This is a genomic window from Streptomyces sp. NPDC102514 (assembly GCF_055584525.1).
The window spans coordinates 533,636-549,874 of the sequence record NZ_JBVJLW010000002.1 but is presented as its reverse complement, the minus strand read 5'-3'; the positions used below and the strand labels follow the sequence as shown (position 1 = coordinate 549,874).

At 70.4% G+C, this 16,239-nt stretch carries 12 protein-coding genes and 1 tRNA gene; 8 read left to right on the top strand and 5 right to left on the bottom strand.

Going from position 1 to position 16,239, the window contains the following annotated elements; translation table 11 throughout:
- Positions 1 to 95: 95 nt before the first annotated feature.
- The 3 genes from ACZ60E_RS07350 to ACZ60E_RS07340 are packed head-to-tail and all read right to left on the bottom strand — an operon-like array spanning position 96 to position 5,214.
- Positions 96 to 2,240, bottom strand: a complete 2,145-nt coding sequence (locus ACZ60E_RS07350; protein WP_469438890.1) for an acetate--CoA ligase family protein — start codon at positions 2,238 to 2,240, stop codon at positions 96 to 98.
- A gap of 3 nt (positions 2,241 to 2,243) precedes the next feature.
- On the bottom strand, positions 2,244 to 3,497 hold the full coding sequence (gene frc, locus ACZ60E_RS07345) for a formyl-CoA transferase (protein WP_384804865.1): 1,254 nt from the start codon (positions 3,495 to 3,497) through the stop codon (positions 2,244 to 2,246).
- A gap of 31 nt (positions 3,498 to 3,528) precedes the next feature.
- Positions 3,529 to 5,214, bottom strand: coding sequence for a thiamine pyrophosphate-binding protein (locus tag ACZ60E_RS07340; RefSeq protein WP_469438889.1), 1,686 nt, complete (start codon positions 5,212 to 5,214; stop codon positions 3,529 to 3,531).
- 187 nt (positions 5,215 to 5,401) lie between these two features.
- Here ACZ60E_RS07340 and sucC point away from each other — a divergent pair, with 187 nt between their 5' ends.
- The 5 genes from sucC to ACZ60E_RS07315 all read left to right on the top strand — a co-directional run bounded on the left by sucC (position 5,402) and on the right by ACZ60E_RS07315 (position 10,456).
- On the top strand, positions 5,402 to 6,532 hold the full coding sequence (gene sucC / locus ACZ60E_RS07335) for an ADP-forming succinate--CoA ligase subunit beta (RefSeq protein WP_469438888.1): 1,131 nt from the start codon (positions 5,402 to 5,404) through the stop codon (positions 6,530 to 6,532).
- Between the two features lie 11 nt (positions 6,533 to 6,543).
- The gene (sucD, locus tag ACZ60E_RS07330) at positions 6,544 to 7,443 is read left to right on the top strand and encodes a succinate--CoA ligase subunit alpha (RefSeq protein ID WP_469438887.1); all 900 of its coding nucleotides are present in this window, start codon (positions 6,544 to 6,546) and stop codon (positions 7,441 to 7,443) included.
- 221 nt (positions 7,444 to 7,664) lie between these two features.
- A complete protein-coding gene (locus ACZ60E_RS07325; RefSeq protein WP_469438886.1) occupies positions 7,665 to 9,230 on the top strand; it encodes an aldehyde dehydrogenase family protein in 1,566 nt (521 codons plus the stop codon).
- Positions 9,231 to 9,433: 203 nt separating this feature from the next.
- Positions 9,434 to 9,518: transfer RNA gene (locus ACZ60E_RS07320), tRNA-Leu, on the top strand.
- A 239-nt stretch (positions 9,519 to 9,757) separates the two neighbouring features.
- Positions 9,758 to 10,456 (top strand): response regulator, encoded by a 699-nt coding sequence (locus ACZ60E_RS07315; RefSeq protein ID WP_453793686.1) that lies wholly within the window; start codon positions 9,758 to 9,760, stop codon positions 10,454 to 10,456.
- Between the two features lie 3 nt (positions 10,457 to 10,459).
- Here the strand turns inward: ACZ60E_RS07315 and ACZ60E_RS07310 are convergent, their stop codons facing one another.
- Positions 10,460 to 12,112: an aKG-HExxH-type peptide beta-hydroxylase gene (locus ACZ60E_RS07310; protein WP_469438885.1), complete on the bottom strand. Its 1,653-nt coding sequence runs from the start codon at positions 12,110 to 12,112 to the stop codon at positions 10,460 to 10,462.
- A 105-nt stretch (positions 12,113 to 12,217) separates the two neighbouring features.
- Positions 12,218 to 12,352: a hypothetical protein gene (locus tag ACZ60E_RS07305; protein WP_263973071.1), complete on the bottom strand. Its 135-nt coding sequence runs from the start codon at positions 12,350 to 12,352 to the stop codon at positions 12,218 to 12,220.
- A 392-nt stretch (positions 12,353 to 12,744) separates the two neighbouring features.
- Here ACZ60E_RS07305 and ACZ60E_RS07300 point away from each other — a divergent pair, with 392 nt between their 5' ends.
- The 3 genes from ACZ60E_RS07300 to ACZ60E_RS07290 are packed head-to-tail and all read left to right on the top strand — an operon-like array spanning position 12,745 to position 16,111.
- On the top strand, positions 12,745 to 14,385 hold the full coding sequence (locus ACZ60E_RS07300; RefSeq protein ID WP_469438884.1) for a serine/threonine-protein kinase: 1,641 nt from the start codon (positions 12,745 to 12,747) through the stop codon (positions 14,383 to 14,385).
- The gene (locus ACZ60E_RS07295) at positions 14,386 to 15,225 is read left to right on the top strand and encodes an N-formylglutamate amidohydrolase (RefSeq protein WP_469438883.1); all 840 of its coding nucleotides are present in this window, start codon (positions 14,386 to 14,388) and stop codon (positions 15,223 to 15,225) included.
- 1 nt (position 15,226) lies between these two features.
- A complete protein-coding gene (locus tag ACZ60E_RS07290) occupies positions 15,227 to 16,111 on the top strand; it encodes a DUF429 domain-containing protein (RefSeq protein WP_469438882.1) in 885 nt (294 codons plus the stop codon).
- The last annotated feature ends 128 nt before the right edge of the window (positions 16,112 to 16,239 follow it).

Below are 16,239 nucleotides of genomic sequence, written 5' to 3'. Positions count from 1 at the left end.
TCTGGCCAGCGCCCCCTGTCCAATGCCTTTCGTGTGCGCACGGGTCCCGGGGCGGGCCGACGCGCACCGTCGGCCCGCCCCTTCACCGGGTCAGGTCATGAACCGCCCCCCAACAGCCCCGCCGCCCGCGCCCAGCGGTACTTCGCACCGAGCACCGCCACCGGCTTCTCCGTGGTGTACGGGTAGGCCACGACCCCGTGCTCGTAGAGGTACTGGCAGGCCTCCTCGACCTCGACGTCGCCCGCGAGCGACGCCACGACGGGCTTCTCGATCCCGCGCTCCCTGAATTCGGCCACCACGCGCGCGGTGAGCTCGGCGAAGACCATGGGAGGGGTCACGATGGTGTGCCAGTAGCCGAGGACCAGCGAGTGGATCCGCGGGTCCTCCAGACCGAGCCTGATCGTCGCCTCGTACGTCGACGGGGGCTCGCCGCCCGTGATGTCCACCGGGTTGCCGGCGGCCCCGAAGGGCGGGATGAACTTCCTGAAGGAGGCGTCCAGGTCCGGCGGGATCTCCATCAGGGTCAGGCCGTTGTCGGTCACCGCGTCGGACAGCAGTACGCCACTGCCGCCGGCGCCCGTGATGATGACGATGTTGTCGCCCCGGGGAGTCGGCAGCACCGGCAACGCGCGCGCGTACTCCAGCATTTCGTTCAGGCCGGGCGCCCTGATGACACCGGCCTGCTTCAGGATGTCCTCGTACACGGCGTCGTCGCCCGCGAGGGCGCCCGTGTGCGAGCCCGCGGCCTTCGCCCCGGCCGCCGTACGGCCCGCCTTCAGGACGACCACCGGCTTCTTGGGCACGGTCGCCCGCGCGGCCTCCACGAAGGCCCGCCCGTCCTTGAGGTCCTCCAGGTGCATGGCGATGCACTTGGTGTTGGGGTCCTCGCCGAACCAGGTCAGCAGGTCGTCCTCGTCGAGGTCCGACTTGTTGCCGAGCCCCACGATCGCGGAAACACCTGTCTTCGTGGTGCGCGCGAAGCCCAGAATGGCCATCCCTATGCCACCGGACTGCGAGGTGAGGGCGACACCGCCCTTCACGTCGTACGGCGTGCAGAACGTGGCGCACAGGTCCTGCCACGTCGAGTAGTAGCCGTAGATGTTCGGCCCGAGCAGCCGGACGCCGTACCGCTCGCCGATGGCCACGATCTCGTCCTGGAGTCCCTGCTCACCGGTCTCCGCGAAGCCGGAGGGGATCAGTACGGCGTTGGGGATCCCCTTGCGTCCCACCTCCTCCAGGGCCGAGGCCACGAACTTGGCCGGGATGGCGAAGACCGCCACATCCACCTCACCGGGAACGTCGGTGACACTCTTGTACGCCTTGCGGCCGAGAATGTCATCGGCCCGGGGGTTCACCGGATGGATCTCTCCGGAGAAACCGCCGTCGATGAGGTTGCGCATGACCGAATTGCCGATCTTGCCCTGTTCGTTGGAGGCGCCGATCACGGCCACCGACGACGGCTGCATCAACCGGCGCATCGAAGTGAGGATCTCGTCGCGGCCGTACTTTCGGCGGGGCTTGGGCACCGACTCGGCGAGGATGACCCGGATGTCCGCGGCCATCGCGCCCTCCGGGGTGGCGATCACCGGGTTCAGGTCCACCTCGGCGATCTCGGGGAAGTCCGCGACCAGTTCGGAGACCCGGCGGATCTGCTCGGCGACCGCCCACCGGTCCACCGCCGGCGCGCCCCGTACCCCCCGCAGGATCTCCGCGGCCCGGATCGAGTCCAGCATCGACAGCGCCTCGTCCGGGTCGACGGGCGCCAGCCGGAACGTGACGTCCTTCAGGACCTCGACCAGCACACCGCCGAGCCCGAACGCCACGACCTTCCCGAACGTCGGATCGGTCACCGCGCCGACGATCACCTCCTGCCCCTGGGGCAGCAGTTCCTGCACCTGTACGCCCTCGATGCGGGCCTGCGCGTCGTACGCCCGGGCGTTCTCGACGATCTTGTGGAAGGCGGCGCGTACGTCCGCCGCGCCCTCCACGCCGACGATCACGCCGCCCGCGTCGGTCTTGTGGAGGATGTCCGGAGAGACGATCTTCATCACGACGGGACCGCCGAAGCGCGCCGCGTACGCGACCGCCTCGTCGACGTCGGTCGCCAGCTCCTCACCCGGAACGGCGATCGCGTACGCGTCGGCGACCACCTTGCCCTCGGGTGCGGTCAGCGCCGTCCGTCCTGAAGCCCGCACGGCGTCGAGGAGCCTGCGTACCCTCAGCACCCGGTCTTCGGCCATCAATCAGATCACTCCGTTCGACTTGAGCAGGCGCAGCTCCTCGTCGCCGAGCCCGAGCTCGCCGACGTACACCTCTTCGTTGTGCTCGCCGAGCAGCGGCGAACTGGTCACGTCCACGGGGGAGTCGGAGAGCTTCAGGGGGCTGCCCACGGTCACGAAGTCGCCCCGCTCGGGGTGCGGCACCGTCACGACCATCTCGTTGGCGACCAGCGACTCGTCCTCGATGATCTCCTTGGTGGAGAGGATCGGGCCGCACGGGATGTTGTGGGCGTTGAGCTTCTCCAGCACCTGCCACTTGGGGAGCGTGGACGACCACTCCTCGATCAACTGGAACATCTTGGTGAGCTGGGGAAGGCGTGCTTCCGGCGTGGCCCACTCGGGGTCGTCCGCCAGCTCCGGCCGCCCGATCAGCTCGGAGAGCGGCTTCCAGCCGACGGGCTGCACGATGACGTAGACGTAGTCGTTGGGGCCGCCCGGCGCGCACTTGACGGCCCAGCCGGGCTGGCCGCCGCCGGACGCGTTTCCGGACCTGGGAACTTCGTCGCCGAAGTCGTCGTTGGGATATTCAGCCAGCGGCCCATGCCCGAGGCGCTGCTGGTCCCGCAGTTTCACCCGGCACAGATTCAGTACCGCGTGCTGCATCGCCACGTTGACGCGCTGCCCGCGTCCCGTGTTCTCCCGCTGGAACAGGGCGGCGAGGATCGCGGCCACCGCGTGGATGCCCGTGCCCGAGTCACCGATCTGGGCTCCCGTCGCCAGCGGCGGCCCGTCCTCGAAACCGGTGGTCGACATCGACCCGCCCATGGCCTGAGCGACGACCTCGTACGCCTTGAAGTTGGTGTACGGGCCGTCCCCGAACCCCTTGATGGAGGCATAGACGATCCGCGGATTGATCTCCTGGATGCGGTCCCAGGTGAAGCCCATGCGGTCGACGGCGCCCGGTCCGAAGTTCTCGACCATGACGTCCGAGCGCCGGATCAGCTCGGTGAGGATCTCCTTGCCGCGCTCGGTCTTGGTGTTGAGGGTGATGCTCCGCTTGTTGCAGTTGAGCATCGTGAAGTAGAGGGAGTCGACGTCGGGAAGGTCGCGCAGCTGCTTGCGTGTGATGTCCCCGGTCGGCGCCTCCAGCTTCACGACGTCCGCGCCGAGCCAGGCGAGCAGTTGGGTGGCGGAGGGACCGGACTGGACGTGCGTCATGTCGAGGACACGGACGCCTTCTAGGGCCTTGGCCGAGGCCGCCGGCGTCGCCGTGGGCATCGTCGCTGTCGTTGTGGTCAACGGTTCCACCTCACTTGTACATCGTCTGGTTCATGGTTCCGGGGGCGTACGCGTCCGGGTCGACCCAGACGTTGATGAGCGACGGCTTGCCCGACTCACGGGCGCGCTGGAGGGCGGGGCCGATGTCGGCGGGGTCGCGGACCTCCTCGCCGTAACCGCCCAGCATCTGCGCGAACTTGTCGTAGTGGACGTCGCCGAGGGTGTTGCCGACGCGCTCGCGCTCCAGGCCGTACTTGGCGGCCTGGCCGTAGCGGATCTGGTTCATGGAGGAGTTGTTGCCGACGATGCCGACGAAGGGGAGGTCGTAGCGGACGAGGGTCTCGAAGTCCCAGCCGGTGAGGGAGAACGCGCCGTCCCCGAAGAGGGCGACGACCTCCTTGTCGGGCCGCGCCTTCTTGGCGGCCAGCACGAACGGGATGCCGACGCCGAGCGTGCCGAGCGGGCCCGGGTCCATCCAGTGCCCGGGTGACTTGGGCTGCACGACCTGCCCGGAGAAGGTGACGATGTCGCCGCCGTCGCCGATGTAGATGGAGTCCTCGGTCAGGAAGTCGTTGATCTCGCTCACCAGCCGGTACGGGTGGATGGGCGAGGCGTCGGACTTCAGGCTCGGCAGCCGCTTCTCGATGGCGGTCTGCTCGGCGGCGCGCAGCTCGTCGAGCCACTCCTTGCGCTTCGACGCACCTCCGTTGAGGCGCCCGGAGGCGGCCTCCGCGACGGACTTCAGGACGAGCCCCGGGTCCCCGACGATGCCGAGGTCGATGTCCCGGTTCTTGCCGACGGTCCGGTAGTCGAGGTCGATCTGCACGACGGTCGCGTCCTGCGACAGCCGCTTGCCGTAGCCCATGCGGAAGTCGAAGGGCGTGCCGACGATCACGATGACGTCGGCGTTGGAGAAGGCGTACCGGCGCGAGAGCTGGAAGTGGTGCGGGTCGCCGGGCGGCAGCGTGCCGCGTCCGGCGCCGTTCATGTAGGCGGGGATGTTGAGGGTGCGTACGAGATCGATGGCGGACGCGGTGCCCCGGGTCGTCCACACCTGGCTGCCCAGCAGGATCGCCGGCTTCTCGGCGTGCACGAGGAGATCGGCGAGCTTCTCGATGGCCTCGGGGTCACCGGCCGAGCGGGTCGAGGCCCGGTACTTCCCGGCGGCGGGCACCCGGGCCTTCTCCACCGGCACCTTGGCGTCCAGGACATCGCGCGGGATCTCCAGGAAGGACGGGCCCGGCGCCCCGTGGTAGCACTCGCGGAACGCCATGGACACCATGTCGGCGGCCCGCGCGGTGTCCGGCACGGTCGCGGCGAACTTGGTGATCGGCGTCATCATGTCGACGTGCGGCAGGTCCTGCAGGGACCCCATCTTGTGCTGGGTGTGGGCCCCCTGGCCGCCGATCAGCAGCATGGGGGACTCCGCGCGGAAGGCGTTGGCGACACCCGTCACGGCGTCGGTCGTGCCGGGGCCTGCGGTGACGACGGCGCAGCCGGGCTTGCCGGTGATGCGTGCGTAACCGTCGGCGGCGTGGGCGGCGACCTGCTCGTGGCGTACGTCGACAACCTCGATGCCTTCGTCGACGCAGCCGTCGTAGATGTCGATGATGTGGCCGCCACAGAGGGTGTAGATGACCTCCACACCCTCCGCTTTGAGTGCCTTGGCGACCAGGTGCCCACCGGAGATGAGGTTCTGGCTGTTGTCGTCGGGCATGGCGAAGTCCTGTCCCTTCGTAGGGGATGTGGCGCGCGGAAACGCAGCTCATACGGGGTGCGCGCACTGTTCGTGGATGCCGTCGCGGTACATTGCATACAGTCGACGAATACTGTATGAAGCTTGTTATCCCGCATCCGGTGGGTGGTGTCCAGGGGGCGTGCGGCACTTTTAAGAGGGAGCCGAGATGGACCTGTTCGAGCACCAGGCAAGGGAACTCTTCGAAGAACACGGCATCTTGGTGCCGAGGGCGGAGGTCACCGACTCGCCCAAAGAGGCACGCGAGATGGCCCGCAGGCTGGGCGGCCGTGTCGTCGTCAAGGCGCAGGTGAAGACCGGTGGGCGGGGCAAGGCGGGCGGCGTCAAACCGGCCGCCGATCCGGCCGCCGCCGAGCTGACGGCACGCCAGATCCTCGGCATGGACATCAAGGGCCACACGGTCGGCAAGGTGATGCTGGCCCAACCGGTCGACATCGAAGCCGAGTTCTACGTCAGTTACGTACTCGACCGCGCGGCCGGCCGGTTCCTCGCGATCGCCTCGGCCGAGGGCGGCATGGACATCGAGGAGGTCGCCGCCACCCGCCCCGACGCGGTGGCGCGGATCCACATCGACCCGGCCGAGGGCGTCACCTCGGCGAAGGCCGCCGAGATCGCCGAGGCCGCGGGGCTGCCCCCGCAGACCGTCGACGTCCTGGTCAGGCTCTGGGACGTACTCACCCGAGAGGACGCCGTACTCGTCGAGGTCAACCCTCTCGTCCGTACGGCACAGGGGCAGATCCTCGCCCTCGACGGCAAGGTCACTCTCGACGACAACGCCCGCTTCCGGCAGGCGCGTTGGGGCGGTCAGGAGGCGGCGCACGGCGACCCGCTGGAGGCGGCCGCGGCGGCCAAGGGCCTCAACTACGTGAAACTGGACGGCGAGGTCGGCATCATCGGGAACGGCGCCGGTCTGGTCATGTCGACGCTCGACGTGGTCGCCGGCTGCGGCGCGCGCCCCGCCAACTTCCTCGACATCGGCGGCGGCGCCTCCGCCCAAATCATGGCCGACGGCCTCTCCGTCATCCTCTCCGACCCGGCCGTCAAGTCCGTCTTCGTCAACGTCTTCGGCGGTATCACCGCCTGCGACGCGGTCGCCGACGGCATCGTGCAGGCCTTGGACACCGTCCAGTTGACCAAACCGCTGGTCGTCCGGCTCGACGGCAACAACGCCGTCCGGGGCCGCGCGATCCTCGACGACCGCGCGCATCCCCTGGTCCAGCAGGCCACCACCATGGACGGCGCCGCGCGCCGCGCCGCCCAACTCGCCGACGCAGCCTGAAGGAGCGGGACATGGCCATCTACCTCACCAAAGAGAGCAAGGTCCTCGTCCAGGGAATGACCGGCGGCGAGGGCATGAAGCACACCCGGCGCATGCTCGCCGCGGGCACCGACGTCGTCGGCGGCGTCAACCCGCGCAAGGCCGGCCGGAGCGTCGACTTCGACGACCGTGCCGTCCCCGTCTTCGGCTCCGTACGCGAAGGCATCGAGGCGACCGGCGCCGACGTCAGTGTCGTCTTCGTCCCACCGGCCTTCGCCAAAGCGGCAGTCGTCGAGGCGGCCGACGCGGGCATCGGCCTCGCCGTCGTCATCACCGAGGGCATCCCGGTCCACGACTCCGTCGCCTTCACGACGTACGCGAAGTCGAAGGGCACGCGGATCGTCGGCCCCAACTGCCCCGGTCTGATCACCCCGGGCCAGGCCAACGCGGGCATCATCCCCGCCGACATCACCAAGCCCGGCCGTATCGGTCTGGTCTCCAAGTCCGGCACGCTCACCTACCAACTCATGTACGAGCTGCGGGACATCGGCTTCTCCACCTGTGTCGGCATCGGCGGCGACCCCGTCGTCGGCACCACCCACATCGACTGCCTCGCCGCCTTCCAGGACGACCCCGACACCGAACTCATCGTCCTCATCGGGGAGATCGGCGGCGACGCCGAGGAACGCGCGGCCGCGTACGTCCGCGACCACGTCACCAAACCCGTCATCGGCTACATCGCCGGCTTCACCGCCCCCGAGGGCAAGACCATGGGCCACGCCGGCGCCATCGTGTCCGGCTCGTCCGGCACCGCCCAGGCCAAGAAGGAGGCCCTGGAGGCGGCCGGCGTCCAGGTGGGCGGCACCCCGACCGAGACGGCCCGGCTGGTACTGGCCCGCCTCGAAGCGGAACGTGATGTCACTCATAGTTGACCTGACGTCACTTATGGACGCCATGATCCGTCGCTAGCGTCGCCGGTACGAAGCTACGAAGGTACGCGGGTCCGTAGTCCCTGACGGCTTTCCCTGACGACCTTCCAGCACGACGTTCCCGTACGACGTCTCCGTGCCGAGCACGCACCGCCGGTGCTCGCGCACGCGGGACCAGCCATGAACGACCGCCCCCGACTGTGCACCGAGAGCGGAGCAACCGAATGGCACCCACCCTCACACCCGACCTCACGCCCACCCTCACCCTCAAGGCCCACACCTCGTGGACCGACGCCTGGCAGCGCTGCCTCGCCGTGGCACCCGAGGCCTTCCAGGACGACCGCGTCCGCAACCTCTGGGGCGCCGCCTGGCAGGCGGACGGCCGGACACTGCCCGCCACCAGCCCCGTCGACGGCAGTCCCATCGCCGGACCGCCGCGACTGGACGGCGCCACGGCCCACCAGGCCGTCCGTGCCGCCCTCGACCACCACCGCGCCTGGCGCCACGTACCCCTCGAAGAACGCCGGGCCCGCGTCGCGGCCACCCTCGACGCCCTCACCCAGCACCGGGAACTGCTCGCCCTCCTCCTCGTGTGGGAGATCGGCAAGCCCTGGCGGCTCGCGCAGGCCGACGTCGACCGCGCCATCGACGGCGTGCGCTGGTACGTCGACGGAATCGAACCCATGCTCGCGGACCGGACCCCGCTGGACGGACCCGTGTCCAACATCGCGAGCTGGAACTACCCGATGAGCGTGCTCGTTCACGCAATGCTGGTACAGGCACTGGCAGGCAACGCGGTCATCGCCAAGACCCCGACCGACGGCGGCGTCGCATGCCTCACCCTGGCCTGCGCGCTCGCCGCCCGTGAGGGGATACCCGTCACCCTCGTCAGCGGCAGCGGAGGCGAACTGTCCCAGGCGCTCGTGCGCGCGCCCGAGATCGGCTGCGTCTCCTTCGTCGGCGGCCGGGACACGGGCGCCGCAGTGGCCACGGCCGTCGCCGACCTCGGCAAACGGCACGTACTCGAACAGGAGGGACTGAACACCTGGGGCATCTGGAACCACACCGACTGGGACGCGCTGACGGCCGTCGTCCCGAAGCTCTTCGACTACGGCAAGCAGCGCTGCACGGCCTACCCGCGCTTCGTCGTCCAGCGTGAGCTGTTCGACGAGTTCCTCGCGGCGTACCTCCCGGCGGTCGAGACCCTCCGCGTCGGCCACCCGCTGGCCGTCGAGCACCCTGACGATCCGTACCCGCAGCTGGACTTCGGGCCGGTGATCAACGCGGCCAAGGCGAAGGAACTGCACGACCAGGTAGCCGAGGCCATCGACCGCGGCGCCGTCCCCCTGCACCGCGGCAAGCTCGCCGACGCCCGCTTCCTGCCCGGCCAGGACACCTCGGCGTACGTCCAGCCGGTCACGATCCTGAATCCGCCCCCCTCCTCCCCGCTCCACCACGCGGAACCCTTCGGCCCGGTCGACACGATCGTCCTGGTCGACACGGAGGCGGAACTGCTGGCCGCGATGAACGCGTCGAACGGCGCGCTGGTCGCGACCCTGTCCACGGACGACGAGGCCACGTACAAGCGGCTGGCCCCGCAGATCCGTGCCTTCAAGGTCGGCCACGGCAAGCCCCGCTCCCGGGGCGACCGCGACGAGCTGTTCGGCGGCTTCGGCGCGTCCTGGCGCGGCGCGTTCGTGGGCGGCGAACTGCTGGTGCGCGCCGTCACGCACGGGCCGGCGGGGGAGCGGCTGCCGGGGAACTTCCCGGAGTACCACCTGATGCCGTGACCCCGCCGTGACCCCTGATGCCGTGACTATCCTCACCCGGCCCGTAGCTTTTCGGTCACCCAGAGTGAGGTCCTAGAGCGTCGTCCGCGCCCCGAGCGGCACCCCGCCGGGTCGCGGAAACGCAGGTGAAAGCCACTCCGAAAGCTTGGTATTGTTGTCCATGTCGCCACGGGGAACACCCCCGTACAAGCGGCAGACACCTGGTCCGGGTGGCGGAATGGCAGACGCGCTAGCTTGAGGTGCTAGTGCCCTTTATCGGGCGTGGGGGTTCAAGTCCCCCCTCGGACACTCACCACAGCGGTACGCGGATGAGGGCTACGACCTGAGGGTCGTGGCCCTTTTCGTATGCCGTCGCCACGGCCCACCTGCCGGACCGCGTGATTTCCCGGAGTCCTCGGAACTGCCGTCGCGGCGCAACAGCCCGTCGTGCGACAGGAGTTCTACGCTGCAACCGGACGCTGATCATGACGGCGTGAGGTAGCGCTCCGTAACGCCTCACGCCAGTCCGGGTGTGAGGAAGAACGAGAATGGCCGAAGAGGTCCACGACGCCGATACGTCTGTGGTGTTGATAGAGAGCATTCCCCTGGTCCTGAGCGGCTTGCGTTCCGCGCTTGAGGACGGCGGGATCGGCGTCGTCGCGGGCACCCACGATCCGCACGCCGGCGTCCGGGCGGTCCGGGAGGAGAAGCCCGACGTGGTCCTCGTCGACCTCGACCTGCCGGCCCACGCCGGAATCGGACTGCTTCAGCAGTTGCGCCGACAGAGCCCGCCCCTGCGGCTGGTCGCCATGGTCTCCCCGGACCACGACGACGACAAGTTGCTGCTGACCGCGTTGATGGCGGGAGCCACGGGCTACCTGCTCAAGAACACGGAGACGGCAGACCTGCTGCGTACCGTACGAGCCGTGCGACGCGGGTACGTCACGCTGGGGCCCCGGACCGGCAGCGAACTCTTCACGTTGCTGAAGCGCCTGGCGGAGGCCGATGAGACGCTCCCGTTCCCGGCCCTGACGAACCGGGAACGAGAAGTGCTGCGACTGGTCTCCCTCGGCTACGGCAACCGCCGGATAGCCCAGGAGCTGTTCATATCGGAGAAGACCGTACGCAACTACGTCTCCGCCATCCTGCCGAAGATCAACGTGTCGAACCGGCTGGAGGCCATCGTGTCCGCCCGGCTGACCGGCCTGGAGACGACCTATCCGGACACGGGTTCCGTGGGTGTGTAGGTGTCACTCGTCATGGGTGACCAGGCCGGAGGCCACGAGCAGGCGCAGGCTGTCGCCGACCTGCCGGCCGACCTCCTCCGAGCCGGGAGTGAGACCCGCCGCCCGCGCGTAGGCGGTGTGCAGCGAGCCGAGGTCGCGTCCGTCGCACAGGGAGTAGACGGTCCAGGAGCGCGCGTTCAGCCAGTGCATCCGGGCCGACCGCGCGGGGCTGACGACGAGTTGCCCGAGGCCGGGCAGGGCGCACGCGTCCACCGGCGTCACGCGCTGGAGCGCGCCTGTGGGACCGCTCTGCTGAGAAGGCCCCGGTTCGGCGGGCCGGGTCGTGGCCGCCCGCTCACTAGGCTGCGGCGCGTCCTCGTCCACCAGACGCAGGGCGGTGAGGAGCCAGCGGGCGAACCGGTGCCCGTGTTCGGTGAGTGCCTCGTCCGGCAGCGACAGTACGCACTCGGCGAGGTAGCGGGCCCTTTCCCCACTGGTGCGGTACTCGCCGTTCAGGGCGGCGGGGGTACCCGCGCTCGGCTCGTCGAGGTCCTCGGCGGGCGGGGGCGGACCGAACCGCTCACGGACCGCTTCACCTGCCGCGTCGGCCGCCGCCCGGAAGACCAGCAGGTGCACGTAGAAGTGCAGGGCGACGAACACCCGGATGACCGTCCAGGAGCCGATCCGCCACGGGATGGGGACCTGTTCGGTGGCGTTCCTGACCACGGAACCCGTCCGCAGCGCGTCGAAGAGCTTGAGGTGGGCGCCCTCGTGCAGCAGGCTCTCGGCGGCGAGCCACGGAGACGTGCAGCGTTCGGGCGCGAGCAGCACGGTCGAGGGGAGCGGATCGCCGCCCGACATGGACTGCAGGGGACCTTCCTCGCTCTCCCGGCTGGTGAAGCCGACCACGCCGACGTGTCCGAGCACGCCGGCTCCGGCGGCGGGCAGCAGGGTGGCGAGGAGTTCCGCGCCGTCCCGCAGAACGGCGAGGGTCTCGTCCGTCGGATCGACGGGGCCCGCTGCCCGCCCGTCGCCGAGCGCGTCCCGGTACAGCTCCATGAGGCGCTCGGCCAGCAGCTTCTGCGCGTCACCCTGCGGTGCGGGTTCGGCCAGTACCCAGGCTCCCCCGAGACCGGGCCAGGCGGGCCGGTGCGGACGCATGAGGGCTTCGGAGGGACCTGCGGAGGGCGCCGCGTCCGTGGCCGGAGCAGCTGTGGCGGGCGTACCCGCGGTCGGCGTGCCCGCGGCCGGACCGGTCAGGTGGCCGCGCACATACGCACCGAACGAGCTGTGTTCGAACCGGCCGCTGTCCAGCCGCGCGAGGTCGACCTCGAAGCAGTTGCGCAGCACGGGGTCGTAAAGGAGGGGGCGCAGACGTTCGTCGGATGCGGCGGCCGTCTCCCGCAGCACGTCCGCGGCCTCGCCGTCATGCCGCGCCAGCATGGTGAGGCCGAGGCGGAACCGGGCGAGATTGCGCTCGCCGATCGCGGGGGAGTCGCCGAACTGCCGGTCGGCACAGAGCAGAGCGTCGGCCTGCGCCACCCGGTCGGCGGCCGGCCCTGCGGTGGCCTGTCCTGCGGTGGCCGGTTCAGTGGCGACCGGTCCGGCGGGGGCCGGCGAACCCGGCCGGTCGGTGGAGGCTGAGGCCGACTGGGCGGCGGAGAGCGAGGAGGACAACGACGGACCGTCCTTCGGGGGCGCGGGCGAGATGACGGACGTGAGACCTGGGACGACCGGCACCGGACCCGTCACGGGTCCGGTGCCGACCGAACGCGTCGGACGTCAGGCGGCGCGGACCGCCTGGTACGACGGGAGCCAGGCGCGCTCCTCCGGTGCGTCGACGGCCACCAGCGGCGACTCGTCGTCGAGGTACGTCTGCGGAGCCAGCTCGGGGGTCTCGATGAGGTCCACCAGCATGTCTTCAGTCCCTTCGGTCGTGTGCGGACGGAATGTTCCCGGCGAGGGATCACCCCACCAGGAACATCATCTTCCGCTACCGCACGTCCCACACCGAGGGGAGTGTTGTCCCGGAACCTGTCCCGTACACGTGTCGCGGATAGCGGCAAAAGAAGGCTGATGGGACCCATGTCGCGCCCTGTTCCCCACCACCGCGGTGTGACGGGTGCGGCACGTCCGGTAGCCCTGTCGTCCGCCCCGCGACGCGGCCCGGCTCCGGTCCGGCCTCCCCGCGGCCCACTTCCCTCGGCCGTCGTTCCGACGTCAGTTCCCCCCGCTATGCTCGCCGGTGTTCGAGTGATACATGGGGCCGGTGGCGAGGACGCCATCGGGAGGGGCGTGAGGCGGGCGTGTTGTCCGGCAGTGATGATCAGCAGGGTGCGGCGCACGCGGCACGGGGTGCCGGGCGTCTGATCGCGGGTCGGTACCGGCTGACCGACCAACTCGGCCGGGGCGGCATGGGCACCGTCTGGCGGGCCCACGACCAACTGCTCGCGCGCGATGTCGCGGCCAAGGAACTGCACGTCTTCACCCAGGGCGACGAGGACCGCCGCGTGTGGCTGCGCCGTGCCGTACGGGAGGCGCGGGTGGTGGCCAGGGTGCCGCACCCGCATGTGGTCGGAGTCCACGACCTCGTCGAGTACGAGGACCGGCTGTGGATCGTCATGGAACTCATCGACGGCCCCTCACTCGCCCAACTCATCGCACGGAACGGCCCGTTGGAGCCCACGAAAGTCGCCGAACTGGGTGCCCAGCTGCTCGGCGCGCTCGACGCCGTGCACGCCGCCGGAGCCCTGCACCGGGACGTCAAACCGGCCAACGTCCTGCTGCGCCGCGACGGCAGCGCCGTCCTGACGGACTTCGGCATCGCCGTCGTCGACGACGGCGAGGCGCTCACCAACTCAGGCGAATTCGCGGGCTCCGTCGAGTACATGGCGCCCGAACGCGTCAACGGCGGTGATGTCGGGCCCGCTTCGGACCTGTGGTCGCTGGCCGCGACACTCGTCACCGCCGCCACCGGGGCGTCCCCCTTCCGGCGCCCCGCGCACGCGGCCACCCTGCACGCCGTCGCGTACGAACAGCCCAACCTCCCGGCGCGGTTGGGCCCGCTGCTGCCGGCCGTCGAGGCACTGCTGCGCAAGGCGCCCGAGGAGCGGCCCTCCATCCCCGACGCGACGACCGCCCTGCGGCACGCCGCCGAGGGACTCGCGGCCGACCCGAGATCGCTGCCGTCGGCCACCGTCCGGATCGCCATCCCGGCCGGAACCTCCCTCGCGGACGCGGAGACCCGGACCCGTCAGCACGTCCCGTGGACGGACCACGTGGCACCACCCACGTCGCGGTACGACGCCGCGACCGCGTCCGCGCTGATGCGCAGGGACGAGATCCGGCGCGACAGACGGGTCATGGGGCTGGTGGTCTCCTCGGTCGCCCTCGTCTTCGCGGGGACCGGTCTCGGCCTCTTCCTCGCCGGGGTGCCGCCGTTCGAGAGGTCCGCCCAGGCCGACGCGTCGGACGGCAAGGAACCGGGCAGCGAAGCCGGCATCTCCCTCCCGGCCGGTACGCCCCTGCCGGCGACGCCCGTCGTCAACGAATCGGTGGTCCACGCCGCCGAGGGCTGGCAGCGGGTCACCGACACCCCCATCCAGTCCGGCGACACGGTCACCATCCGCTTCACCTCGGGGCAGTGGACCGTGGACGACCCCGAGATGCCACTGACAGGACCTGACGGCTACGACCCCGAGACCGACAAGTCCCTCGCCTTCGCCGCGGCCGACTGCAAGGTCAACGAATCGGCTCCCTTCGGCGCGCTCCTCGGGCGTTTCACCGAGGCCGGGGAGGGCGAGGAGAGCCACATCGTGGGGAAGCAGTGGACCTTCGAGGCGGCGGCCGGGGGCACGCTCGAACTGCGCATCAACGACGGCGACAACGGCTGCGTCTCGGACAACTCCGGCGACCTCTCCGTGACGGTGACCGTGGCCAAGGGTGCCTAGATGAACGGCACTTCGGACCCGTACACCCTCGTACCGGGCGACCCCGTCTCACCGGTGATCCTGCACGTACCGCACTCCTCGCGGACCGTCCCCGGGGACGTACGGAACGGCATCGTGCTCGACGATGCCGTCCTGGAGCGGGAGTTGGATCACATCACCGACTCGCACACCGCGCGGATCGCCGCGGAGGCCGCCGTCCGGTGTGCCGCGCCGCCCTGGCGGTTCGTCAACCAGCTGTCCCGGCTGGTCATCGACCCCGAACGCTTCCCGGACGAACGGGAGGAGATGCGGGCGGTGGGCATGGGCGCCGTCTACACCCGCACCACGCACGGCGAACCGCTCCGACCGGTCGACGACCCGGACCGCCCCGGTCGCCCTGGCTTGGTGGCCGAACAGCCGCTGCTGGAACGCTACTTCCACCCGTACGCCGCCGCCATGACCGACGCCGTGACGCAGCGGCTGGCAGCCGCCGGGCGAGCCGTGATCATCGATGTGCACTCCTACCCCACGGACCGGCTGCCGTACGAACTCCACGGCGACGGCCCCCGCCCGCCCGTCTGCCTCGGAACCGACGCCTTCCACACCCCGCCCGACCTCCTCGCCCACGCCGAGAAGGCCTTCGCGGGCTTCGGCGGTACGGGTGTCAACAGCCCCTTCGCCGGAACGTACGTACCGCTGAAGTACTACGGCACCGACCGGCGGGTCGGCGCCCTGATGATCGAGATCCGCCGCGACGTCTACATGACCGAGCCGGGTGGCCCGGCGGGGCCCGGCCTCGCCCGCGTGGCGGCCGCGCTGGCGGACCTGGTCGAGACGGTCACCGGAACGCGCGAGGCCTGAGATGGTGATCGAGCGGTTCATCGGCATCGACCTGGCCTGGGCGCACGGCGGAACCCGCAGGCCCAACGAGACGGGCGTCGCCGCTGTCGACGGCTCCGGCGCGGTCATCGACTGCGGCTGGACCCGCGGCCTCGACGAGACGACGGAATGGCTGGCCGGGGCGGCCGTCGACGGATCGACCCTGGTCTTCGTCGACGCGCCGCTGGTCGTCGACAACCTGGCAGGTCAGCGCCCGTGCGAGCGGGAGGTGGGCCAGCGGTACGGCCGTTGGAAGGTGAGCGCGAACAGCACCAACCTGGGCTCCCCGCGCCAAGCCGGTGTGCTCCTGCTGGAACGGCTCCGAGAGGCGGGCTGGGCCTACGACGACGGCAGGCAGGGCCCGCGGGCCGGCGGCCTCGTCCTGTCCGAGTGCTACCCGTACACGACACTCGTCGGAGCGGCCGAGCTGGGCTACGACCTGGAGCGCCCCACCTACAAACGCCGCCCGGCGCGCGTACCGTCGGCCGACTGGCGAGCGGTGCGCGCGCTGGCGTGCGACGAGTTGATCGGCCGGGTGGCGGGCCTCGCCACCGCCGACCCACCCCTTCAGCTCGCCTCGCATCCCGTCTCCCGCCGGCTGACCGAGGAGCCTTCGCCCCAGCGGGCGGCCGACTACAAGCACCGGGAGGACCTCGTCGACGCGCTGCTCTGCGCGTGGACGGCCGCGCTGTGGTCCCGGCACGGACTCACCCGCTGTCAGGTGCTCGGTGCGGGCAGCCCCGCCCCGCAGGGGTACGCGCCCACGATCATCGCTCCGGCCCGCACCGAGCAGCGCCGGGACGGACAGCCCGGGACTGTGGAACCCGGGACCGTCGAGCCAGGGATCGTGGAGCCCGGACGCGAATAACCCGGTGCACCGGGCCAGTTCGGTTCCCTACACTCGCCCCACAACACGCGCCGCACACCACCGCGACGCGCCCCCGTGACCAATGAGAGGAGCCCGGCCATGCGGTACCGCACCGCTGTCGTCGTTCC